The organism is Moraxella sp. CTOTU47618, from assembly GCF_032017425.1.
Taxonomy (GTDB): domain Bacteria; phylum Pseudomonadota; class Gammaproteobacteria; order Pseudomonadales; family Moraxellaceae; genus Faucicola; species Faucicola tetraodonis.
Genome location: NZ_DALZPW010000005.1, coordinates 60,961 through 84,606, shown reverse-complemented (window position 1 = coordinate 84,606; position 23,646 = coordinate 60,961). Strand labels below are relative to the sequence as shown.

Here is a 23,646-nt window from a genome sequence, read left to right as displayed (position 1 = left end):
AATGTGCTTTGTTTTAACCCGCAGTTTGGTTATGATGAATGACTATGTTCAATCACCAAACCCTGTTAAGAAACCGCCATGACACCTGCCGTTAATCTTGCCAAAAAACTAAAAATCAAATTCCAATTACATGAATACCATCACGACGCGCATAGTGAAAGCTATGGGCTTGAAGCAGCAGAAAAACTACAAGTTGAGCCAAAGCGGGTATTTAAAACCTTGGTGGTGCAAGATGACAATGACAAACTCGCTGTTGCGATACTGCCTGTTGAGCATTTACTAAACCTAAAAAAAATCGCCAAAGCCATCGGTAGTAAAAAAGCCCAAATGGCAGACCCCAAATTGGTAGAACGTACCACAGGCTATGTGCTAGGTGGGGTAAGCCCGCTCGGTCAAAAAAAACGCCTGCCCACGGTCATCGATCAGTCGGCACAACACTTTGCGACCATTTATTGTAGTGGCGGTAGACGCGGCTTGGAGATTGAGTTGTCACCGTCAGATTTAGCAGGCGCAGTAAACGCCAAGTTTGCAGATTTAATTCAAGAATAAAGGATAACACCATGCCCAATGTCATTATTGAAGTGAGTCACAACCACATTATTAGTCAGCCCGATAACCTGTTAGCGCGGGTCAATGATACGCTATGGCAGTCTGGCAACTTTAAGCTACAAAGTGATATCAAATCACGTATCTACTACCCAAATCATGTCTTAGTAGGACTGACCAATAGCGGAGATGAAGCCTTTGTTATGGCGCATTTTTATCTGATGCCAGGGCGGGATGACGCTACCATTCAATCATTGGCGCAGCGCATTGCCGATGCTATCAAAGCGCATCTGCAGGAATTCGAAAGTGAGGTGCCTGCTGGCAATTTACAGATTTGCGTCAATTCCACCACGCTAAGCGCCAATTATGTCAAGCAGTATGTCGAATTCAAATAGAGGATTTAGGGATAAAAATTGGCTACTTTAAGCACATTTTTGCTGACTTTTGCCCAGTGGCAAGATAGTAGGTTTGGCAACAAAACCTGCAGTAGCAGCGGCCCGTTGCTAGCCAATGACTAAACAGTCATTTGCGTTATTCTCAACTTATCGCAAACATAGTAAACTAGTCAAGATTTTGTTTTGTCTGCGGTATGTAAAAATTTTAATAAGCATCTTTTAACAAGCATCTTTTAAAGACATCATATAAAGACATCGTGCAAAACATCATTTTTTCGGTTTTCCCCGTTGATTTCAACATAACTCAAGGAGTTAGCAATGATTTATCAAGGAAATAGCATCTCGGTATCGCTACTCGAAGACGGTATTGCTAAATTAAACTACGATAATCAAACTGAGAGCGTTAATAAATTTGACCAAGCCACCATCAAAGAATTTGGCGAAGCAGTCACGGCATTAGAACAATCTTCAGACGTTAAAGGTCTCATCGTTACTTCAGGAAAAAAAGTTTTCATCGCTGGTGCGGACATCACTGAATTTGTTGGTAATTTCAAAAAACCAGAAGGCGAGATTGCTTCTTGGGTACTTGACATCAACAAAACATTCAACCGTTTTGAAGATTTGCCTTTTCCAAAAGTTGCGGCAATCAATGGCGCATCCATGGGCGGCGGTACAGAGATGACGTTGGTGTGTGACTACCGTGTCATGAGTGACAAAGCGAGCATCGGTTTACCCGAAGTTAAATTGGGCATCTTCCCAGGCTTTGGTGGTTCAGTGCGTTTGCCACGTATCATCGGTATCGATAACGCTTTAGAAATCATCGCAACTGGCGAAGCACAAAAACCAGCCGCTGCATTGAAAGTCGGTATGGTGGATGCGGTTGTTGCCGCTGACCAGTTAGAAGCTTCAGCGATTGATTTAGTCAAAAAATGTATCGCAGGCGATCTAGATTGGAAAGCACGCCATGACGAAAAAATCAATCCAGTCAAATTAAATGCCCTAGAACAAACCATGGCATTTAACTCAGCCAAAGGTGTACTGTTCTCAAAAGCCAATCCAGCCCAGTACCCAGCACCAAAAATTGCCTTAGAGTCCATCGAAAGACAGGTGAACCTACCACGTGACAAAGCGTTAGAAATTGAATCTGCAGGTTTTGCAAAAGCAGCAAAAACCCCACAAGCAGAAAGCCTAGTCGGTCTATTCTTAAACGACCAAGCCGTTCGTAAACTTGCTAAAACTCACAGCGCCAAAGCGCATGATATTAAAGAAGCTGCTGTATTGGGCGCAGGTATCATGGGTGGTGGTATCGCTTACCAAGCCGCCTCAAAAGGCTTGCCAATCATCATGAAAGACATCAAGGCAGAGCAACTTGACTTAGGTATGCGCGAGGCCAGCAAACACCTATCAAGCGGTATGGCACGCGGTAAAGTAACCCCAGCACAAATGGGCGAAACTTTAAGCCGTATCCGTCCTACGCTCAACTACGGTGATTTTGGTGAGACTGACATCGTGATTGAAGCGGTTGTTGAAAATCCAAAAGTTAAACACGCGGTATTAAAAGAAGTTGAAGGGCTAGTTAAAGACAACTGTATCCTCGCATCTAACACTTCGACCATCTCTATCACCTACCTAGCTTCGGTACTAGAGCGCCCAGAAAACTTCGTGGGCATGCACTTCTTTAACCCAGTCCATCGTATGCCCCTAGTTGAAGTAATTCGTGGTGAAAAATCAAGCGAAGAAGCAGTAGCGACTACGGTAGCGTTAGCAGAAAAAATGGGTAAAGTGCCAGTGGTGGTAAATGATTGCCCAGGCTTCTTAGTTAACCGCGTATTATTCCCTTACTTCGGTGCGTTTGACTTATTGATCAAACAAGGTGCTGACTTTGTTCAAATCGACAAAGTCATGGAAAAATTTGGCTGGCCAATGGGTCCTGCTTACTTGATGGACGTTGTGGGTATCGACACAGGGGTTCACGGGGCAGAAGTCATGGCGGAAGGCTTCCCAGACCGTATGAAACCAGACTACAAAGTGAGCGGTCAGATATTGTTTGAAGCCAATCGCTTAGGTCAAAAAAATGGCGTTGGTTTCTACAAATACGAAACGGATAAAAAAGGTAAGCCAGTTAAAACTGCCGATCCACAAACCGTTGAATTATTAAAACCATTTATCGATGCGCCAAAACAGTTTGAAGACCAAGAAATCATCGATCGTCTGATGATTGCATTATGTAATGAAACGGTTCGCTGCTTAGAGGACAACATCGTATCGACGCCTGCAGAAGCAGACATGGCGATGATTATGGGTATTGGTTTCCCGCCATTCCGTGGTGGCCCATGTCGTTACATCGACCAAATCGGTCTACAAAATTACCTAGCCCTTTGCGACAAATACGCAAGCTTAGGTAAAGCCTATGAAGCGCCACAAATGATTCGTGATATGGCGGCAAATGGTAAAACTTTTTACCCACAAGCGTAATCGACGATTATAAATTTTAAGGAGAATAAAATGACTACATTAAGTCCAAAAGATGTCGTGATTGTCGATGGCGTTCGTACCGCAATGGGCAAATCAAAAAATGGTATGTTTCGCAATGTACGCGCTGACAGCATGTCTGCCGAGCTTGTTAAAGCCTTGGTAGCGCGTAACCCGTTTGATACCAAACTTGTAGAAGATGTTATCTGGGGCTGTGTCAACCAAACCCTAGAGCAAGGTATGAATATTGGTCGTAACATTGGTTTATTGGCTGAATTACCACGTACTACGGCAGGTCAAACGGTCAACCGTCTATGTGGTTCATCCATGCAAGCGCTTCACACCGCAGCGGCACAAATCATGACCGGTCAAGGTGATGTGTTCATTATCGGCGGTGTTGAGCATATGGGTCACGTGGGCATGATGCACGGTATTGACATCAACCCAGAGGCTTCAAAATATTATGCAAAAGCCTCTAACATGATGGGTTTAACCGCTGAAATGCTTGGACGTATGAATAACATCAGCCGTCAAGAACAAGATGCGTTTGGTGTAGAATCACATCGCCGTGCCTGGGAAGCGACACAGCAAGGTCGTTTCAAGAACGAAATCATCGGCATTGAAGGTCATGACGAAAACGGTAACCTACAACTTTGCACCATCGATGAGGTGATTCGTCCTGATGCCAACATGCAATCATTTGCGGCATTACGCCCCGTATTTGATCCTAAAGGCGGTACCGTAACAGCTGCCACCTCATCAGCCTTATCTGATGGTGCATCTGCGATGCTTATCATGTCTGCACAAAAAGCCAAAGATTTAGGACTAACACCGCGTGCCCGTATTCGCGGTATGGCAGTTGCAGGCTGTGATGCCGCTATCATGGGTTATGGGCCAGTGCCTGCCACCAAAAAAGCCTTAAAACGCGCTGGCATGAGCATCGACGATATGCAAACCATCGAGCTAAACGAAGCATTTGCCGCACAAGGCTTATCGGTTCTTAAGGGCTTAAACCTACAAGACAAACTAGACATCGTTAACCTAAATGGTGGTGCTATTGCATTAGGTCACCCGCTAGGCTGTTCTGGTGCACGTATCACCACCACACTTCTAAATGTGATGGAACAACAAGACACCCAACTCGGTCTTGCCACCATGTGTATTGGTCTGGGTCAAGGGATTGCCACCATTATTGAACGTGTATAAACAGTTTGTTGTAACAAAAACCCTTGATTTCAATCAAGGGTTTTTTTACGCGGCCAGTTTTCTTCAGCCATGTTTTTTTACTAATATTGCTTTACTATAAAGTCTAAGAAATTTTTTACCAAATCTGTTATGTTGTCTAGATAAAAATAGATAAATATAGGTGTATTGTGAGTTTATTCCAAAATCTACTAATTATTTGTATATTAGTGTTGATTTCCAGTTTTTTCTCCATCTCCGAAATTGCCTTGGCAGGTGCTAGGCGCATCAAGCTAAAGTTGTTGGCAGAATCGGGTGACAATCGCGCCAATAAAATTCTACATTTACAAGAAAATTCTGCCGAATTTTTTGCTACCTCACAAATTGGGCTAAATGCCGTGGCAATTTTGGGCGGTATTGTGGGTGAGTCTGCGCTTCGTCCCTACTTTATTGACCTTATCTCCCCCTTTTATCAAGGCAAAATGCTCGATAATATCGGTTTTATAATGTCATTTTTGCTGGTCACTTTGTTGTTTATTTTGTTTGCTGATTTGATTCCTAAACGCATTGGCATGATTAACCCAGAACGCGTGGCGTTAGCGGTGATTGAGCCTGTACTGCTGTCAATCAAAGTATTTAAGCCGCTGGCTTGGATTATCAACGGGTTGGCAAATCTGATTTTTAGAATTTTCAAAATCAACATGGTAAGAGAAGAAAATATCACCTTTGATGATGTTTCTGCCGTGGTGGATGCAGGGGCGCAAGCGGGGGTGTTGCTCAAGCAAGAACATCACTTTATCGAAAACGTTTTTGAGCTTGAAGAACGCAACGTGCCCTCTAGCATGACCACCCGTGAGGATGTGGTGTATTTCACCCTTGGCGAGTCTGAGCAAAGTATCCGCCAAAAAATCGCCAATTACCCGTATTCAAAATTTTTGGTATGTAAAGACCATATTGATGAAGTGATTGGGTATGTCGATACCAAGGATATCTTGGTAAAACTTCTTAGTAACCAGTCGCAAATTTTGCTCAATGAAACTACGATTCGTAATGTATTAATTATCCCCGATACATTAACCTTATCCGAGCTGCTAGATCGTTTTCGCTCTAGTAAAGAAAAATTTGCTGTGGTAATGAACGAGTATGCGCTCATTGTCGGTGTCATTACGCTCTCTGATATCATGATGACAGTGATGGGGGATTGGGTCGCACCGATTGAAGATGAGCAGCAGATTATCCAGCGTGATGAATTCTCATGGCTGATTGAAGGTACTACACCGATTGAAAATGTCAAACATGCGCTCGGTATCGAAGATTTTCCTGATTGGGATAATTATGAAACTTTAGCGGGTTTTATGATGTACAAACTGCGCAAAATTCCTCGCCCTGCGGATTTTGTTGAATATCAAGGTTATAAATTTGAAGTAGTCGATATTGATCATCATAAAATTGACCAGTTACTTGTGACGCGTAATTTCAAAGATGAAGAAGAGCACATTATCAGTGATAGTTAGTCAAAGTGATTGAGTAATACGGCCGCTTTGACTTGAAATTGATTAACTTTTTTCACGTTTCTTGTTAAAGTAGTTCATGGTTTCACCAAATCGTGAACTTTTTTCTTTTGGGCTTGGCAAACGGTAAAATTATTTTATGCTTGAAATCCGCCACCTTCAATTATTGACCGCACTACGTGAGCAAGGCTCGCTTGCTGCCGCGGCTGAGGACTTGTATGTCACGGCATCAGCGGTGTCCCATCAGCTCAAAGAAATCGAAAATTATTATGGTGTTAGCCTCGTCAATCGCCGCTCAAGACCGCTAAGCTTTACCCCAGCAGGCAAAGAAGTACTCAAACTTGCGGACAGTGTGCTACCGCAATTTAATCGTACCACCGCCAACCTTAAAAGACTGGGTCGTGGTCAAACGGGACAATTACGTTTGGCCTCGGAATGTCATAGCTGTTTTGATTGGTTGATGCCTATTCTTAATCGTTATCGCAGGGAATGGCAAGACGTTGAGCTGGACTTTAGCTCAGGCTTTGAACCTGAGCCCCACCAAATGCTACTCGATGAAGAAATTGATGTGCTTATCACAGCCAGTCGCTTACCCTTGGAGGGAATCAGCTATCTGCCGTTATTCCAATATGAAAGTCGGTTGGTGTTGTCACCGACGCACCCATTAGTCGATAAAAAATCGCCGATTTTGCCAGAAGATTTGATTGATGAAACGCTTATCGTCTATCCTGTGGAAGCCAAGCGGCTCGATATCATCGCGCATTTTTTTGCGCCTGCAGGACTTGCGCCCAAGAAACTAAGAACCACAGAATTGACCGCCATGTTAATTCAGCTAGTTGCGAGCGAACGAGGGGTTGCCTCATTACCGAATTGGGTGGTCAATGAATACGAAAAAAAAGGCTGGGTAATATCAAGGGCATTGGGGGAAGGTGTGTTTTGCCAGCTTTATGCGGCGACCCGTACCACAAGTAAAGAGGTGGCTTATATTCAAGGGTTTTTAGATTTACTGCCAGAGATTACCCATAAATCTACAATACCCGCCCATCATCGAGCCTAATCGATTAAACCTAACCGATTAAAAATGCTGGATGTGATGTTACAACACCACTATTATGTTGATGAATGCCACACCCAAATTACATATCAACATACGCCAACAAAAGACACGCCAACAGAAGCCAAAGCGAGCTCACCCAAAGTAGAATGGGATTACTTTGAAACTAGGTTAACCTCTTCAGGGGCGATATGCGTTGTCGCTAATACCGTAGGCTCATCATATTCAACTTTTTCAGTCACCAATTCTTCATGACGCAATGTCACAGGAATTTGCGTTTCATGACTGACGTTTTGGGTCATTAACTGTACTTTTTCCGCCACAATGGTTTCAATATTCACTTTCGCTGTTTGTTGAAGTAGAGGAATCTCAATCGGAGTATCGCCTAAAGTAATCGCTTGCCCATTCACCATCAACTGTGGCACATTGACGTTATTAGTAACCACACTAACTAAATTATCATGAGAGGCACTAGGCTGCGTAAACACATGTTCAATCACTAAGACTTCTTGATTGAGTGTCACAGGAACGTTAACTGTTTGGCTAATAATTTTTTTTGATAATTTAATATTGTCTTTGATAAATCGCTCAATTTGCACTTGGGGGCGTTCAGCTAATAGCTCTAAGGTGTTAGTGGTATCTTCACGAAGATCGACGGTTTTAACAATGTTATCATGAGTATGGGTATCATTAGTGTCTAGTTCGGTAGTATTTGTCATCGGGTTTTTCATAAAGTGTTTTCCATTGCAAAGTTATTGTTCCAAAATCCTGTAATAATATATAACAACCACAAAAAAGGCAGATGAAATCATCTGCCTTTTTCAAGCCAATGGCAACACCGTTGGCAGAAGTTAAAATCTATAGTAATCAATTATCTAATGATATTAATTATTAAAGTTTACGGGGCGCATTTGGATCAATTGCAGGTGATACATTACCATCGACGGTATCAACACCTGTTACACGCTCAACGCCATCTTTTTGTACATCTAACTCTTCACGGCGAACGGTTTCATTAAAGGTCTCAGTGCGAGTTTGTGCCACTTTATCTACGTTAACTTCTTCAGTGACATAAGTTTGTTTGTTGACATTTGCACGTTCTGCTTCAAGTTCAACCTCAATAGTGGCATTGTCATTATCACCGATGCTGCGGTCAGTAGGTCTGTTAACTGGCGTACGCTGGATATGCGCTTGTTCTTCAGTTAACTCAACGTTGACAGTGCGTGGCTCAGACACAACGTGTTTACCAACTTTTAGTAAACCTGCTACGATTTTGTCCTTATTGACTGAAATGCGTTCTTCAAGTAACTGTAATGTATTAGGTGATTGGTAATCGTTATCAGTAAGCTTAACAGGTGTGGCAGCACGGTCAAATACGTGACGGTCACGAACCGTTTGTTCTTCAATACTGTAATTGTAGTCAGGATCGTAGCTATCCATTGTTTCAACAGTATCTCGGCTGAGCGAATCAAAGTATACATTGTCGTCTTGAATACGAGCTAGACCCGCTGGTACTAAAACTTCTTTCGAGCTAAACCAGCCACCTACATCAACAATGAAATAGCGAATACGGCCTGTGCTCTCATCAACTAAAGCACCTTGAATACTACCCACTTTGTCGCCATTGGCGCCATAAGCGGTTTTACCAGTTGGATCAAAATAATCGTTACCTAAAAGGTCAACGTGGGTATCTTGGATATCGCGTAAACGTATTAAACTTGCCATGGAAAAATCTCCTTTAGATATCTTATTGTTTATTTTTTATTAAGGTAGTTAAGTTAAAAACTAAATAAATATAAGATAGTTTTTTATAGTTAAATGAAAATTGTTATAATAAAATTTTTAAAATTCAACAAATTAGATGTTTCACAGCTACTTGGTTGTTGAAACAGATGCTTGATTGTTGAAATCGCCGATGATAAAAACGATGAAAAATGTCATACGCTTAATCGTTCGACTTGCAAACAAGATTACTGAAAAAAGCTCCCATTAAGTAGTAGGATTTGATAAATTTTTGTTTAGAGGGTGTAATTGGCAGTTGTCTTAAGTAACTTTTGCAACCAAGCGTAAAAAAAATTGGCTTTTAGCAATAAATTAAAAACATAGAAAAAAGTCGGGTAGAGCACTTAGCGCGAAACACCATTGCCCACCCAATAAGGCGTTATAAAAGATAAGTAATAAAAAATAATGAGTTATCAACATATATATTAGGTGATTTTCGATGACAAAATATCAGGGCAAAATAACCCGCTGGCAAGATGACAAAGGCTTTGGGTTTATTGAGCGGACGGATAACAATTTACAAAACTCAGCCATCTTTTTTCATATCAGTGAATACCGAGCAAACCAACGTCCTGTGCTTAATGAAGCGGTAGTTTTTGAAATAGGGCAAGGCAGAGATGGCAAACCCTGTGCTATCAACGTGCAGCAACAGACGTTTGTCAGACAAAAAATTGCCCAGCAACATGCCCGCCAAGTTCGTCAAGCTCAAAATGACCTTAAAAATCAAACATTACTCACGTGGGTGGCTATTGGGGTGCTGTTTTTTATGTTACTGACCGCTGTTGTGCTGGTTAAGCACTTACCCTTATGGATTATTGGTTGGTATTTTGCGATAAGTTTGGCGACCTATCTGCTATACGCGCATGATAAAAAAGCTGCACAAAATGGAGATTGGCGCGTGCAAGAAGCGTCACTCCATAAATTAGCTTTTGCTGGGGGTTGGGTAGGGGCGGCGTTTGCCCATTGGTTATTGCGCCATAAATCAACCAAACCAGAATTTCGTAGGGCTTTTTACTTGACAGTGATGGGTAATCTTTTAGCTTTGGCAATCATAAGTTATATCAACCTAAAAATCAGATGATTGCTTGATAGATTGATTGTTATAGATCGATCGTTGAGTAAAAAAATCCCTAATATAGATTAGGGATTTTTTTTAGCATGAGACAATTAGATTAATTCAATCGCTAAGGCAACCGCTTCACCGCCACCGATACATAGGCTAGCAATGCCTTTTTTACCGCCTGTGCGTTTGAGTGAGTTGATGAGTGTGACTACGATACGCGCACCCGATGCCCCCACGGGATGACCCAATGCACAAGCACCGCCTTCGATATTAACCTTAGCATGATCAAGGTCATTTTCTTGCATAGCAAGCATGGTTACCATGGCGAATGCTTCATTGATTTCCCAAAGATCAACGTCTTCTTTGCTCCAGCCAGCTTTTGCTAAAACTTTTTTCACACACTCGATAGGTGCGATAGTAAATTCGCTTGGGTGTTGTGAGTGAGTGGCTTGGGCAACGATACGTGCAAGTGGTTTTAAGCCTTTTTCTTTGGCTTTGTCTTCTGACATCAATACAACGGCGGCTGCCCCATCAGAGATTGAGCTTGAGTTAGCGGCAGTGACTGTACCATCTTTTGAGAACGCGGGTTTTAAGGTTGGGATTTTGTCTACATTGGCTTTACCGGGTTGTTCGTCCGTGTCAATGACTACATCGCCTTTACGAGTTTTGACAGTAACCGGAACGATTTCGTTTTTGAAGTGACCTTCATTGATGGCGGTGTTGGCGCGTTTTAGCGATTCAATAGCAAATGCATCCATCGCCTCACGTGTGATACCCCGTTTATCTGCCATTTCTTGCGCAAATGCACCCATTAACTTGCCGGTATCAGCATCTTTAAGACCATCTAAGAACATGGTGTCTTTGATCTCGCCATCACCCATGCGATAACCACCACGTGCCTTTGGTAGTACATAAGGGGCGTTGGTCATTGATTCCATACCACCTGCTACCACGATATCAAACTCACCACTACGAATTGAGTTGGCACCTAGCATGATAGCTTTCATACCAGAACCACAAAGTTTGTTGACATTGACTGCGCCTGTGGCATCTGGGATACCTGCTTTACGCATCGCTTGACGCGCTGGGCTTTGTCCTGCACCGGCGGTTAAGATACAACCCATGATAACTTCGTCAATCTCTTCTGGTTTTACGCCAGCACGGTCAACGGCTTCTTTAATGACGGTTGCACCAAGCTCTGGCATTGATACTTCGTTCAAATCACCTTGGAATCCACCCATTGGGGTGCGAACGCCATCTACGATTACGACTGAATTTTCCATATTAAATTTCCTTTGCGTTATGGTTTTTGTGGTGACAAGCAAACTACGACATAAATCATTACGGTCTATAAACAAGGCTGTAAACGCCAACCATGCCAATCACAATAGATGTTTTAAGTTTTGCTAATGCGATACATTTCATATTATCATAGTTAAAATGTAAATTAAACTACTGAAAACACTGTAAAATATGCCAATTAAGTCTCCCCAAATCTTACTGCATTAACTCATCCAATCGAATGCGTATCACCTTATCGGTCACGGTATCTAACGCTTCAATTTTGGCAATCGCTTCATTCATATTGCGCTCAACAACGGGGTCAACCATAATAATGACAGGCAAGTCAGTGCTAGTATCATCATGCGCTGGCTGTTGCAAAATTGCATCAATACTAATTTTAGACTCACTTAAAATGCGGGTGACTTCTGCTAGTACGCCCAAATCATCTTTGACCTGTAGGCGCAGATAGTAGCCTGAGATCATTTCATCGCTCGATAAAATGCGTGTGTTATTGAGTGTCTCAGGCTGGAACGCCAAATGTGGCACCAAATTAGCGGTTGAATCATGGGTCTCTGCAAGGGCGCGTACCATGTCCACCACATCTGCCATCACGGCTGATGCGGTCGCGCCTGCGCCGGCACCCGAACCGTAATACAAGGTTTGTCCGACAGGCTCTGCGTCAACCATAATGGCATTTTTTACCCCATTCACATTGGCAAGTAACACCTGTTTTGGAATCAAAGTAGGGTGTACACGTAATTCAATACCTTCTTCACCACTGTCTAGAATACGACGTTTAGCAAACCCTAAATGCTTGATACGGTAGCCAAGCTCGTTGGCATAACGCACATCTTGCTGGGTGATTTTGGTAATGCCTTCACAGTAAACTTTGTCAAATTGCAATGGAATACCAAACGCAATGGACGCAAGCAGCGTTAATTTATGCGCAGCATCAATCCCTTCGACATCAAATGTCGGATCGGCTTCGGCATACCCCAGCGCTTGGGCTTCAGCGAGGACATCTGCAAAGTCCCGCTTTTTATCGCGCATTTCAGTCATGATAAAGTTGCCTGTACCATTGATGATACCTGCAAGCCAATCGATCTTGTTGGCAGCTAAGCCTTCACGTAAAATTTTGATAATCGGAATACCGCCGGCAACTGCGGCTTCATAAGCCACTTTGACACCCTTGGCATCCGCCTTGGCAAAAATCTCATTGCCATGTTCTGCCAGTAATGCTTTGTTGGCAGTCACAATATGTTTGCCATGCTCGATTGCCGCTAAAATCACCTCTTTAGCCGTGGTGGTACCGCCCATCAATTCCACCACAATATCCACATCATCTTGCTGAACGATATCAAGCAAATCGGCAGATTGTTTGATGTCTGTTGGGATATCGGTACGGTTGCGACGCGTGCCTACGTGGGTAATTTTAATCTCACGTCCTGTGCGACGCGTCATTTCATCAAGGTTGTTTTGTAGTAGTTCAACCACCCCAGTACCCACAGTACCAAGCCCTAAAATCGCTAATTGAATAGGTCGATTATTCATAAAAAAAATTCTCAAATGTCAAAAATATAAAAATAAAAGTTTAAAAATAGGCTAGGTAAATATACCATGCTAACTTGTGATTGGTAAGGTATAAAATCTAATTGCCCAAAAAAATTAAAATAAAAAAACCAGCTAATGAGCACTAGCTGGTTTTTATCCCATCAGGGGTGATGAACTTATTTGAGGTTGAGCGCCTGTGCCAATTCAGCAGGTGGCACATAACCGCCAAGTTGATGACCTTCTGTGTCAAACACGGCTGGGGTGCCATTGATACCCAAATTTGCGCCTAATTCATAAATTTTACGTACGGGGTTACTGCAAGTCGGTGCATTGATAGGCAGGCCCAATTTGGCATCGGTTAAGGCTTTTTTGCGGTCACTGCTACACCAGATTTTTTCCATGATTGGCATGGTCTGTTCACTACGTGGCCAAGGTAGATAACGTACTTCGATACCCAGTGCATTTACTTCATCAATTTCACTGTGGAATTTACGGCAATAACCACAATCTGCATCGGTAAACACATATATTGCCGCTTTCGTCTGCCCCTTGGCAGGGAAGATAATCATGTCTTTTTTATCAATGGTGGCAAGGCTGGCTTTCGCATCTTGCGCTTGCAAGTTCGCTGAGATGTGCTCAGGTTTGGCACCACCGACTTTGATGATATCGCCTTGTACCACATATTGACCTGTCGCATCGGTAAAAAACGCCGGTAAACCTTCGGCTTTGACCCAAAAGATATTTGGCATACTGGTCGCTGTCACCGAGGTGATTTTGGCGGTGATACCTGATTTGGCTAAATTTGCCGCTAGCATTTGCTGTAGCTGTGATTCATTTTTTGTCACGGTGGCTGAGCTGCTACTCGCTTCGTGTTTCTGACTTTCAGAATTGACGGGTGTGCGCGATTGGGCATTATCACAACCTGCCAAACCAACAATGCCAGCCACGGTGATGACACTGGTAATTAAACGGGTAGCTAATGAGGTTTTAGAACGATAAGTTGCAAAACGAATGAGCATGAGAAAACCCACAGAACGTTAATATAGGTTTTTATTTTACCATATTGTTATGGCGTATGAGCGCTACCCCTGTCAACTTATTGTTAATAATCTATCAGGTCTACTAGGTCGGGGCTCACATTTTTGCCCGTTCCAATCTTTCTGCTCGTCTCAATCTTTCCGCTTGTTTCAATCTTTTGGTGCGCTAAAAGCAACCGGCTCAAAGCCAAGTTCTATTAATGGATTAAAAGGTTGTTTAACAAAGTTTGCTTAACTAGGTTTTTTAAAAAAATTCAGCGTTTAAGCAAATAACTTTTGATAAGTTGCAATACAATTTAAACATTGTGTTTGAATGACAAATTTGTAAACTAATAAATCGTCAGCTAGTTATAACTATTATTATTTTTTCATCTTTTACTATTTTTTAGGAATTTATCATGGCAATTGCTAGTTTGTTAACCTTACTCGACGATATTAGCGTCATCCTAGATGATGTATCGGTGATGACAAAAGTCGCTGCCAAAAAAACGGCGGGCGTGTTGGGCGATGATTTGGCACTTAACGCCAATCAAGTGTCAGGGGTAAAAGCCGATCGCGAGTTACCTGTGGTGTGGAGTGTCGCCAAAGGCTCCTTAGTCAATAAAGCGATTTTGGTGCCACTGGCTTTGATTATTAGTGCGATTTCGCAAGCCTTAGTGACCGGGTTATTGATGATTGGTGGTTTATATCTGTGTTATGAAGGGGCAGAAAAAGTGGTGCACAAATTTTGGCCCCACGCTGGCAGCAATGACCCCGAGCAAGCCGAACGGGTAGCAGCCAATGCCAATGAAAGCATAGATTTGGTGGCGCATGAAAAAGAGAAAATCAAAGGGGCAGTGCGAACGGACTTTATTTTATCGGCTGAAATCATTGTGATTTCCCTCGGCACCATTGCGGCAACGGTGCCTTTACTGGATAAAGCGATAACACTGGTAGTAATTTCACTCATCATGACAGTGGGTGTGTATGGCTTTGTAGCTATGATTGTCAAGATAGATGATTTAGGGCTGCACTTGCAGCAAAAGTCGTCATCAGCGGCACAAAGTATAGGTAAGGCGTTATTAACCTTTGCGCCTATTTTGATGAAAGTGCTATCAATCGCCGGTACTTTGGCGATGTTCTTGGTGGGTGGTGGTATTTTGGCACATGGCGTTGGCGCATTACATCATGGGATTGAACATTTAGGTGACTTGTCAGGGGCGTTTTCAGGCTTAACCACCAACCTATTAAATGCACTGGTTGGTTTGCTAGCAGGTTTGGTGGTAGTTGCGATCATGACAGTCATTTCAAAAATTCGTAACAAGCCTGCCCATTAAACAAGCCCGCCAATTCATTGTATCTAAAATTTGTCGCTAAAATAAAAAAGCAGTTCATGTTGAACTGCTTTTTTATTGTTATACATACATGCAAACGCGATTGACTTACTGATTGTGCTGCGGCGCTTCCGATTCATCGTGAGAGGGCGCCAATTCAGTTTGGGCGGTGGTCGTCGATTTTTTAGTGACAACAACGGCATTTTCCACCTTTTTACTGGTACGCGTTTTGGGTTTGGCTGCTGGTTTTTCGCTCGACTTAGCTTTCCGCGTACGGGTTTTTGGTGCTTTTGGGGTTGCCAAGGTCAGCATACCAACGGTTGCCGGTTTCATTTGCTCTGCCACACTTTCAATCATGTTCTTATAACTTACCGGTGTGGTTTTACGTTTTTGTGCAGCCGCTTCTGCACTATCTTCTACGTCCGTTTGTTCAAGCGCTTCGGTAGCAGTGTTATGGTCTAATGCGGGTTCATCAGACGTTGGCACTGAGTCAACGTCCTGATTCACTATAGCATCATCCGCTATTATTGTCGCATAGACTGGCTCGGTTGGTTGGTTAGCGACTGGCGCATTGTGCGCTTGCAAGTAAGCTTCGACCAATTTACCTTGCTCAATCAACGCATGACCTTGCTCGCCCAAGCGCGCCACAATCCATGCGCCTACGCTACCTGCTTGATATGGCAGGTGATTTTGGCTAGGCGACGCTGATTGAGTTGAGGCTGCTTCTACTTGACCGGTGACACTGTCAGTTTGATTGGAGGTAGGCTCAGCAACTGACGGGTTTGAGTTAGTCGGCGCTTGAGCGATAGCGGTATTAACCAAGGAACCGCGTGGGTCATTGATAGCGCGTCTAGTTACCGCTGGTAGCGCAGCGTCAGTTTTGCCTGCTTGGCGTTGGAACTGATTGGCTGGCAGAATGGCCGTATGATAATCATCCAAGTTTTGCGCGGATAGACTGGCATAGCCATAATTTCTAAAGTACTGCCCAAAACGCTGTTGTTCAGCCACTACGACATTATCTTTTGTTGAGGTGGTCGTGGTGGTAGCAGCTTGATGATTAAAAGCATCGATGGCTTGGATAAAGCAGCTAACCACGCTGTCGGTTGCCATTTTTTCAGCGGCATTATCTAAGTACTGGTTAATAAACTGACTCACCGTACCTGAAATTTTTGTCACCGAAGTACTCACTACAGAGGCAACTGGGCTAAATTGCGCTTGATAAGCCTTGTACACTTCGCGTGGGTCATTTTTGGCACGACCTTGGCTCGGTGTCACTGCTAGCTGGGCAGGGGCTTGCTCAGCGGATGGCTTAGATGGTGTGGATGCTGTAGAAAGCTCTGCTACCTCGTCATTGGACACTGTAATGCTGCTAGGGATAACTGGCGTCTCAATTGCCTGTTCGGGTGTTGTGGGTTCGGGCATCGTAGCCGATGCTATTGGCTGAACCTCAGGTTCTGCAATTTCCCCTTTGCTAGCATCTAGCGAGAGGTGCGTTGTTTCAACCGCAGCTATAGGTTGCTGTTGTTCAGTTTTAAATACTTGAACTTGCACGCTGTTGGGGTCACGTTGTTTTGCGCCTTTCGGTTTTTCTGCTTTGGATTGGTTATTTTTTCTACCATCGACAGGGGCAACAGCGGTATCAGTCGCTGTTACATCATTGACTGCAGCTACGTTACTATCATCGTTCGCTAGTGTAGCACGACGTTCTTTGACCCCGCGGCTGTCACGGCGACTATTCGGCTCGCGTTTTGGCAGCTCACTAGTTTTGGCAGTTTTTGACGCATCATTTGACTTGTCTTTATTGCTGTCAGTGTCCTGTGATGAAACTTCTGCTTCACTCGTTTCAGATTGATAACGGTTTGGTTTTTTAGCCTTTGGTTTGCGGTTACCACGTTTACGGCGCTCGGCATCTTTATCGCTTGATTCAGCCGTGGCTGAAGGTTGTTGAGACGCTTCTTGATAAGGATTGGCACTAGTTTCACTGGTGTTTGCGCTCGCCGCAGGGATGCTTGCCGTCAATGCGGCATGATTGATTTGACCTTGCACACCCAAACTTTGCGCGCCAGTATTGACGAGACTTTCAATCGCCGAAGCGGCATCTTGACCGCTAAAGTGTGGGGTGACTTGGGCTTGCTGGGTAGGGGCAAACAAGTTCGATAGCCAAGCGACTGCAGAAGTTGCAGGCACAGTTGCGGCCGGCTGCACGGGTTGTGGTGCGGCAGCTTTGGCGGCAGTCGTATTGTTAGCAGTTTGCTGAGGCTTGTTGGATGGCGTTGCAGGGCTAGGCGTGGTGTTGGCGGCGTTGCTAGCATTGCTCCAGGCATTATGATTACCTGTCGGTGCTACACGGCTGACTTCATTGTCATCCGTGTGCCAGTTGCTAGTATCGTAGCCACGGTCTTTATATTCTTGTTGTTGGCTTTCGGCGACACGCTCATAGCTCGATGGCGCAAACCCGTCACTGTTATAAGTGATATTAAACTCGGGGGATTCAAGATGGGCATGTGGCAAGATAGTAATGCGCGTGCCACTTTCTTGCTCAAGACACACCAGCGTTTCACGTTTTTCGTTGAGTAAAAATGCCGCGATATCGGTTGGCACTTCGGCTTGTATTTCGCCATGACGCTCTTGTAGCGCCCGTTGTTCGATTTGACGCATGATTGATAAGGCAAGTGAACGCAAGTCACGAATCATACCGGTACCGTGACAACGGGGACAGAGGTAACCTGTCGCTTCTTCAAGTGACGGACGCAAGCGTTGACGACTCATTTCAAGTAGTCCAAAACGTGAAATTTCAGCGAATTGGATACGCGCGCGGTCGTTTTTAGTGGCTTCTTTGAGACGATTTTCCACTTGTTTTTGGTGGTCATCGGTTGCCATGTCAATAAAGTCAATAACAATCAAACCACCCATATCACGCAGGCGTAATTGACGGGCGATTTCATCTGCTGCTTCTAAATTGGTATTAAACGCCGTTTCTGAGACATCCGCGCCTTTGGTGGCTTTTGATGAGTTAATATCGATTGATACGAGGGCTTCAGTTTGGTCAATTACAATTGAACCGCCGCTTGGCAAACGTACTTCACGTTGGTAGGCGGTTTCGATTTGTTTTTCAATCCCAAAACGGGCAAACATCGGCTCATAGTCAGTGTATTTGCGCAGTTTATTCGCTTGCTGCGGCATCACCGCTTCAATAAAATTCGCCGCTTCATTATAGGCGTATTCATTGTCGACCCAAATCTCCGTGATATCATCACGCAGGTAGTCGCGTACTGCACGGGTGACTACGCCCGCTTCTTGGTGCAACAGGCGAGGTGAGGGAAATTTTTGGCTTTGTTGTTGGATGCCTTTCCAGATGTTTAATAAATGGTCAAGGTCTTGTTGTAATTCATCCGTGGTTTTACCAATCCCTGCGGTACGGATGATAACGCTCATGCCTTTGGGTAGTCTTAGCTCACTTAACGCTTGCTTCATCTCGTCGCGCAGCTTGCCAGAGATTTGGCGAGAGATACCGCCGCCACGCGCATTGTTGGGCATCAATACCAAATAACGACCCGCCAATGAAATCAGAGTAGATAAAGCCGCGCCTTTATTACCGCGTTCTTCTTTTTCCACCTGAACGATGAGCTCATCGCCTTCTTTAATCAGTTGTTTGATGTTAGTGGTAGAGCGAGGGTCGCCTGCTAGATATTCTGGGGCGATTTCACGAATCGGTAAAAAACCTTGACGTTGTGAACCGTATTCCACAAATACGGCTTCAAGCGATGGCTCGACACGGGTCACATGACCTTTATAAATATTGGCTTTTTTTTGCTCGCGGGTACGATTTTCTAAATCGAAATCATACAAATGATTGCCATTGCACAGGGCAACACGGATTTCTTCGGCGTGGGTAGCATTGATGAGGATGCGTTTCATGTGTTTTCTCCTAAACACACAAAACATACGAGCGTAGATAAATGTTGCTATCAAACATTACTATCAAATATTAGGCGAAACAACGTCAAACAGTCTTGACTATACTCGCTGATACCAAGCGCAAGTGGCTTGACAACGCTTGATAACAAGGTTTGTTGTTCACCAAAAATTGCATGATGAAGTTGGATTATTGCCATAGCGAGGTTGTAAGCCTGTTATGTAAATATAGCCGTCATGCTGGATTTGGGGTTATAGCCCAAAACAATGTGTGTTTTAGGACAAATGAATGAACCCTGTTTCCCTATTGGTCAAAAAGTGTTAGCGTTAGTTTTCGCTTTAAATGGCAAGCCTGATAAGTTAGGTTTTACAAAGGCGTGGGCAATTTAAAATGGTAAATCGTCCAAAACCGTAAACGTTTATCTCAAAATCGCAACTACTGAGTTCATTTACCTAGGCGCATAATACGCTAATCGTTACCAGCAGTTTTGTGGTTGTAAGGCACAAAACCCACCATTTATCTGTTATCTCTATATATCACTAATCTTTACAAACTATTTGAACATGTTTCCAAATGACAATTATCTTCGTTACTCGTATGTCGTGTGCTGATATTGATTAAAATCAGTCTTAAAATCTATAAATATTGGCAGTTTAGTGCGCCCTATCGTGAGTCATACTGCCATGAATAAATTTCGGCGGTATGGGCGACAGCAAAAGCGACAGTTTAATTATCCCGCATACACTCCATTCTAAGGAAGCTTAACAGGGTTTAAGTCGAATTGATGGCGCGAATTCATAGCGGCACAGGCACTAAACTGCTAAACTATAGCAAATTTTTATGTAAACGGCTATTAAAATATGACAGAGCACTCGCAGTCTCCCAAACGTCCTGCCCATCCTAGCAAAAAACGCGACACCCCATCGCAGCAATCGGCTCATCAAACCCCAAAACGCACGCCGAGCAAACAACCGCCGAGCAAACAACCTCAGTCTGCAGATGACGATATTTTAGATTTTGCTAAAGTCAATTACTTGACCGTCACGCGCCAGCAGCATGACCAACGTGTGGATAATTTTTTGTTGGGTCGTCTTAAAGGACTGCCGCGCTCACACGTCTATAACATGATTCGTTCTGACGAAATCCGTGTCAATGGCAAACGCTGTAAACCCCACGATAAACTGCAGCGCAATGATGTGGTGCGCATTGCACCCATCAAGCTTGCCACGCGTGAAAAACCAGTGATTAGCCCTGATTTTGCCCAGAGTTTGCTTGAGCGCATTGTGTATGAAGATGAAGGTTTAATCGTACTCAATAAGCCATCGGGTATGGCGGTGCATGGCGGCAGTGGCGAGAGTTTTGGCGTGATTGAAGCCATGCGAGAAGCAACGGGTAAAAAATACCTTGAGCTGGTACACCGCATTGACAAAGATACCTCTGGCTTGCTGATGATTGCCAAAAAACGCTCAACCCTTAAAACTTTACAAGAACATTTGCGAGAAAAAACCTTGCAAAAAACCTATCTGTGTTTGGTGGTAGGTTGGATAAGTAGCGAAACACAAACCATTGATAAACCGCTATTAAAATACACGTTGCCTGCCACACAAGAAGGCAAAAGCGGTGAACGCCGTGTCAAAGTCGATATAAAATCCGAAGATAGTAAGCCAAGTCAAACCCAAATTAACGTGTTGCAAAAATTTGAGTTAAATGGTCAGAAAGTCAGCTTAATTGAAGCCAAACCGCTCACAGGGCGTACCCACCAAATTCGGGTGCATTTGGCGAGTATCGGGCATCCGCTGTTGGGTGATGATAAATATAATCCGAATGTGGCTAAAGGCGATAAAAGCGTGCGCCGCTTGTGCTTGCATGCTTATCAGCTTGCTATTCCGGAATATGAAACGATTACAGCCGAATTGCCAGTCGATATGCAAAATTTGCTAGAGAATCAACATGATTAACATGAAAAACAAATCGCTAATCATTTTCGATTGGGATGGCACGCTGATGGATTCGGTTGGCTTAATCGTCGATGCCATGCGCTATGCTGCTGAAAAGCACGGTTTAACCGTCACCGATGACGCCACCAAATCTATTATCGGCATTGCGTTAGTCGATGCGTTTCCAATTTTGTTTCCTAATGACAGCGATAAATATGATGAACTTTTAGCCACTTACTCTGAGTATTATGTCAAGCATTGCGACAATGACAAATTGTTTGATGGTGTCAAAGAATTGATTCAAGATTTACACGCACAAGGCAAAACCTTAGCCATTGCAACAGGGAAAAAACGTAAAGGTCTGGAGCGCGTGCTACCCAATTCTGGGATTCAAGCGTTTTTTACGTTCACCAAAACCGCTGACGAAACTGCAGGTAAGCCAAATCCCTTAATGCTTGAGCAAATCTTGGTAGAAACAAGCACAAGAATTGAAGACGCTGTTTTTATCGGTGATAGTATTCATGACATCCGTATGGCAAATGCAATACAGATGGATAGCATTGCTGTAAGTTACGGCTGTGAAAAAGCCGATGTTTTGGCAAAAGAACATCCAACCAAGCTTGTAACAACAATCAATGAACTAAAACAACAGCTAATTTAGTTTAGCTTTGTGCAGATAACTAACTTCGAGTAGAATAACGGCAACTAAAAATTTTAAAAAGCTGTTAATAATGACCGAAGAACTACTCATCAACATCAGCCCATCTGAGAGCCGAGTCGCGGTGCTCGAAGATGGGATACTGAACGAAATCTTTATCGAACGCCATAGCAAACTTGGCTCAGTGGGCAATATCTACCTTGGCACAGTGGTGCGCGTACTGCCAGGAATGCAGGCGGCGTTTATCGACATTGGGCAATCGCGCACCGCGTTTTTGCATGTCAATGATATGCAGACCCTGCGTCCTAAGCTTTCAGCCATTGAACCGTCCAAACCGCAAAACCCCGCGATTGACAACACCTTAGACCCTGACACCACTACGCTGGCGATGACCACAACCACCTATCAGCCACCGCCTAGCGAGTTGATAGAAAACCGCTTGTATGAAGGACAGCGTATCTTGGTGCAAGTGATTAAAGACCAATTAGGCAGTAAAGGGGCACGATTGACGACGGATGTGTCATTGCCTTCGCGTTATTTGGTGTACTTGCCGTATGGTGAACATATCGGCATCTCACAGCGGATTGATGGCGATGAGCGAGAGCGGTTAAAAACACAGCTTGGCGAGCTGATGCACCAAGTCAATCTGCAAGGCGGATTGATTGCCCGTACCGCTGCCGAAAATATCCCGCAATCCAAACTTGAAGAAGATATTTATTATCTACTGCAGCTTTGGCGGATGGTACAAGCCCGCCGTGAGCAAACGCCGACCCATCGTCGTTTTGAGCTGATTTATCAAGACTTGTCGCTACCTTTGCGCGCAATTCGAGATTTGATTGGTGAGCAGACTGAAAGGGTGACGGTCGATAACGCCCGAGTGTTTGACGCTATTCGTCACTTTGCCAAAGAATTTGTCCCACTGATTTATCCACGTATTCAATTGTATGATGGCGAGCAGGCGTTATTTGATGTTCACCGCGTTGAAGATGATTTAAAAGACGCGCTCAATCGCCGTGTTAATCTCAAATCAGGCGGTTATCTTATCATCGATCAAACCGAAGCCATGACCACCATTGATGTCAATACAGGCTCATTTGTCGGAGGGCGTTCTCTTGAAGATACGGTGTATAAAACCAATTTGGAGGCCACCCACGCTATCGCCCGTCAGCTGCGACTGCGTAATTTGGGCGGGATTATCATTCTTGACTTTATCGATATGCAAGAGCAACAACACCGCGATGAAGTGCTAGCAAGCCTGCAAGAACAGCTCAAACGTGACTATGCCAAAACCAACATCAGCGAAGTCTCAGCGCTTGGGCTGATAGAAATGACTCGCAAGCGCACGCGAGAGAGCCTACAGCAACAGCTTTGCGAGCCGTGTCCAACCTGTGGCGGTAAAGGCTTTGTCAAAAGCGCCGAAACCGTGTGTCTGGAGATTTTCCGCGAATTGATGCGCTGCGCTAGAACCTACAACGCCCCTAAGAAATTTACCGTGGTCGCAAATAGTGGCGTGATTGATTTGCTTGAAACCATTGAAGCGGATACGGTGGCAGAGATGGAATATTTGCTGGGTCGTCCGATTAACTTAGAAAGTGATAACCGTTTCAATCAAGAACAATATGATATTTTGCTAGATTAGGCTATTGCTTTTACCCAAAAAATCGGTATAATACAGCCCACTTAACTTATTGCAGGGCGACGAAGATGATTCGTCAGTTTCTATCTTTTAACGATAAGCGAACAAGCCCTTTAATACAGTCGCTCCATTGATTGCGACACGAAATTAAAGAATACAGTTTCACCGACTATTAATAATGCTATCTATGTATTGCAAGTTAATAGTTTGAGTGGGACTGAAATTTTTTTATTTTCAAAAAGTGCCTGTCAAGAACAGGTAAAAAATGCAAGTTAGGTGTTTACTCAATAACAGCTTAACACCCAACGC

18 protein-coding genes are annotated in these 23,646 nt (G+C 43.9%); 11 read left to right on the top strand and 7 right to left on the bottom strand.

Features of this window, described 5'->3' with window-relative positions; genetic code table 11:
- Nucleotides 1–78 precede the first annotated feature (78 nt).
- The 6 genes from ybaK (at nt 79) to RTS09_RS05730 (ending at nt 7,163) form a co-directional block, all read left to right on the top strand.
- Nucleotides 79–549 carry a Cys-tRNA(Pro) deacylase gene (gene ybaK, locus RTS09_RS05755; protein ID WP_312535118.1) on the top strand — a complete coding sequence of 157 codons (471 nt, stop codon included), beginning with the start codon at nt 79–81 and terminating at the stop codon, nt 547–549.
- 11 nt (nt 550–560) lie between these two features.
- Nucleotides 561–941, top strand: coding sequence for a 5-carboxymethyl-2-hydroxymuconate Delta-isomerase (locus RTS09_RS05750; RefSeq protein WP_312535117.1), 381 nt, complete (start codon nt 561–563; stop codon nt 939–941).
- A 318-nt stretch (nt 942–1,259) separates the two neighbouring features.
- Nucleotides 1,260–3,416 carry a fatty acid oxidation complex subunit alpha FadB gene (gene fadB / locus RTS09_RS05745; RefSeq protein ID WP_312535115.1) on the top strand — a complete coding sequence of 719 codons (2,157 nt, stop codon included), beginning with the start codon at nt 1,260–1,262 and terminating at the stop codon, nt 3,414–3,416.
- Nucleotides 3,417–3,446: 30 nt separating this feature from the next.
- Nucleotides 3,447–4,619: an acetyl-CoA C-acyltransferase FadA gene (gene fadA, locus RTS09_RS05740; RefSeq protein ID WP_007115528.1), complete on the top strand. Its 1,173-nt coding sequence runs from the start codon at nt 3,447–3,449 to the stop codon at nt 4,617–4,619.
- Nucleotides 4,620–4,786: 167 nt separating this feature from the next.
- On the top strand, nt 4,787–6,109 hold the full coding sequence (gene paeA, locus RTS09_RS05735) for a polyamine export protein PaeA (RefSeq protein ID WP_050324660.1): 1,323 nt from the start codon (nt 4,787–4,789) through the stop codon (nt 6,107–6,109).
- A 136-nt stretch (nt 6,110–6,245) separates the two neighbouring features.
- A complete protein-coding gene (locus RTS09_RS05730) occupies nt 6,246–7,163 on the top strand; it encodes a LysR family transcriptional regulator (RefSeq protein ID WP_312535114.1) in 918 nt (305 codons plus the stop codon).
- Nucleotides 7,164–7,315: 152 nt separating this feature from the next.
- On the opposite strand, the gene RTS09_RS05725 is transcribed toward RTS09_RS05730, so the two are convergent.
- Complete coding sequence (locus tag RTS09_RS05725; RefSeq protein ID WP_175405680.1) at nt 7,316–7,879, bottom strand: DUF2382 domain-containing protein; 564 nt, start codon at nt 7,877–7,879, stop codon at nt 7,316–7,318.
- A 172-nt stretch (nt 7,880–8,051) separates the two neighbouring features.
- Nucleotides 8,052–8,885: a DUF2382 domain-containing protein gene (locus tag RTS09_RS05720; protein ID WP_050324662.1), complete on the bottom strand. Its 834-nt coding sequence runs from the start codon at nt 8,883–8,885 to the stop codon at nt 8,052–8,054.
- A 496-nt stretch (nt 8,886–9,381) separates the two neighbouring features.
- Between RTS09_RS05720 and RTS09_RS05715 the strand changes: the two genes are divergently transcribed.
- Nucleotides 9,382–10,023, top strand: coding sequence for a DUF1294 domain-containing protein (locus RTS09_RS05715; RefSeq protein WP_312535112.1), 642 nt, complete (start codon nt 9,382–9,384; stop codon nt 10,021–10,023).
- Nucleotides 10,024–10,109: 86 nt separating this feature from the next.
- Here RTS09_RS05715 and RTS09_RS05710 read toward each other — a convergent pair whose 3' ends face one another.
- The 3 genes from RTS09_RS05710 to RTS09_RS05700 form a co-directional block, all read right to left on the bottom strand.
- Nucleotides 10,110–11,288 carry a thiolase family protein gene (locus RTS09_RS05710; RefSeq protein WP_312535110.1) on the bottom strand — a complete coding sequence of 393 codons (1,179 nt, stop codon included), beginning with the start codon at nt 11,286–11,288 and terminating at the stop codon, nt 10,110–10,112.
- 214 nt (nt 11,289–11,502) lie between these two features.
- Nucleotides 11,503–12,840: a homoserine dehydrogenase gene (locus RTS09_RS05705; RefSeq protein ID WP_312535108.1), complete on the bottom strand. Its 1,338-nt coding sequence runs from the start codon at nt 12,838–12,840 to the stop codon at nt 11,503–11,505.
- Nucleotides 12,841–13,016: 176 nt separating this feature from the next.
- Nucleotides 13,017–13,859 carry a DsbC family protein gene (locus RTS09_RS05700; protein WP_312535106.1) on the bottom strand — a complete coding sequence of 281 codons (843 nt, stop codon included), beginning with the start codon at nt 13,857–13,859 and terminating at the stop codon, nt 13,017–13,019.
- A 416-nt stretch (nt 13,860–14,275) separates the two neighbouring features.
- Here RTS09_RS05700 and RTS09_RS05695 point away from each other — a divergent pair, with 416 nt between their 5' ends.
- Complete coding sequence (locus RTS09_RS05695) at nt 14,276–15,193, top strand: DUF808 domain-containing protein (RefSeq protein WP_312535104.1); 918 nt, start codon at nt 14,276–14,278, stop codon at nt 15,191–15,193.
- A 105-nt stretch (nt 15,194–15,298) separates the two neighbouring features.
- Here RTS09_RS05695 and RTS09_RS05690 read toward each other — a convergent pair whose 3' ends face one another.
- Both RTS09_RS05690 and RTS09_RS05685 read right to left on the bottom strand, forming a co-directional pair.
- A complete protein-coding gene (locus tag RTS09_RS05690; protein ID WP_312535102.1) occupies nt 15,299–19,108 on the bottom strand; it encodes an Rne/Rng family ribonuclease in 3,810 nt (1,269 codons plus the stop codon).
- Nucleotides 19,109–19,158: 50 nt separating this feature from the next.
- Nucleotides 19,159–19,305: a hypothetical protein gene (locus RTS09_RS05685; protein ID WP_219331656.1), complete on the bottom strand. Its 147-nt coding sequence runs from the start codon at nt 19,303–19,305 to the stop codon at nt 19,159–19,161.
- A 661-nt stretch (nt 19,306–19,966) separates the two neighbouring features.
- On the opposite strand from RTS09_RS05685, the gene RTS09_RS05680 reads away from it, so the two are divergent.
- From RTS09_RS05680 to RTS09_RS05670, 3 genes are all read left to right on the top strand, one after another.
- Nucleotides 19,967–21,064, top strand: a complete 1,098-nt coding sequence (locus RTS09_RS05680; protein WP_312535101.1) for an RluA family pseudouridine synthase — start codon at nt 19,967–19,969, stop codon at nt 21,062–21,064.
- Entirely contained in the window at nt 21,057–21,704 is a 648-nt protein-coding gene (locus tag RTS09_RS05675) for an HAD family hydrolase (protein ID WP_312115663.1), read from the top strand. The genes RTS09_RS05680 and RTS09_RS05675 overlap by 8 nt, the downstream gene beginning before the upstream one ends.
- A 70-nt stretch (nt 21,705–21,774) precedes the next feature.
- Nucleotides 21,775–23,340, top strand: coding sequence for an Rne/Rng family ribonuclease (locus tag RTS09_RS05670; protein WP_312115660.1), 1,566 nt, complete (start codon nt 21,775–21,777; stop codon nt 23,338–23,340).
- Nucleotides 23,341–23,646: the final 306 nt, after the last annotated feature.